Annotated in this window: 1 pseudogene; it reads left to right on the top strand. The window is 83.7% G+C overall.

The features are described from left to right. Positions 1 to 174 precede the first annotated feature (174 nt). Positions 175 to 796: pseudogene (locus RKE29_RS30215) on the top strand (D-beta-D-heptose 1-phosphate adenosyltransferase); the annotation flags it as partial.

Below are 796 nucleotides of genomic sequence, written 5' to 3'. Positions count from 1 at the left end.
GCGCCCCGGGCCCGTGCAGCGTGCGCGCGCCAGGTGCCGCGGGCGCCCGCGGCCGTCCCGCCCGGCACCCGGCCGCGCCGCTCCCGCCGTCCCGGCCGGGCGCCCGCCGCCCGTACGGAACCGCACGCCCCCGGCCGTCTCCCCGAACGCTCCCCGCACCGGAGGTGAAGCAGCATGACCGCCCAGCGCCCCCTCCTCGTCGTCGGCGACGCCCTGCTCGACCGGGACGTCGACGGCGAGGCCACCCGCCTCGCGCCCGACGCCCCGGCGCCGGTGGTCGACGTGACCGGCGACCGCAGCCGTCCGGGCGGCGCCGGCCTGGCCGCGGCCCTCGCCGCGCGGGACGGCCGCGAGGTCACGCTCGTCACCGCGCTCGGCCGCGACCCCGCCAGCGAGGCCGTCCGCGCGGGCCTGCGGCCGCTGGTGCGCCTGGTGGAGCTGCCGCTGACCGGCACCCTGCCGGTCAAGACCCGCATCCGGGCCGGCGGGCGCCCGCTGGTGCGCGTGGACCGCGGCGGCGGCACGCCGGGCAGGCCCGGCTCGGCCGTGCTCGACGCGCTCCGCGCCGCGCCCGCCGTCCTGGTGGCCGACTACGGCCGGGGCACCGCCGCCGCCGTACGCCCCTGGCTGGCCGAGGCGGCCCGGCGCGGCACGGTGGTCTGGGACCCGCACCCGCGCGGCGTCGAGCCGGTGGCCGGCGCGCGGCTGGCCACGCCCAACGCCGCCGAGGCGGCCCGGCACGGCCCGTCCGGCCAGGACGGACCGCCCCCCGGGGACGACTCGCTGCGCGCGCACG

This window comes from Streptomyces sp. B1866 (assembly GCF_031932565.1).
Taxonomy (GTDB): domain Bacteria; phylum Actinomycetota; class Actinomycetes; order Streptomycetales; family Streptomycetaceae; genus Streptomyces.
This window is presented reverse-complemented; position numbering and strand designations above follow the sequence as displayed.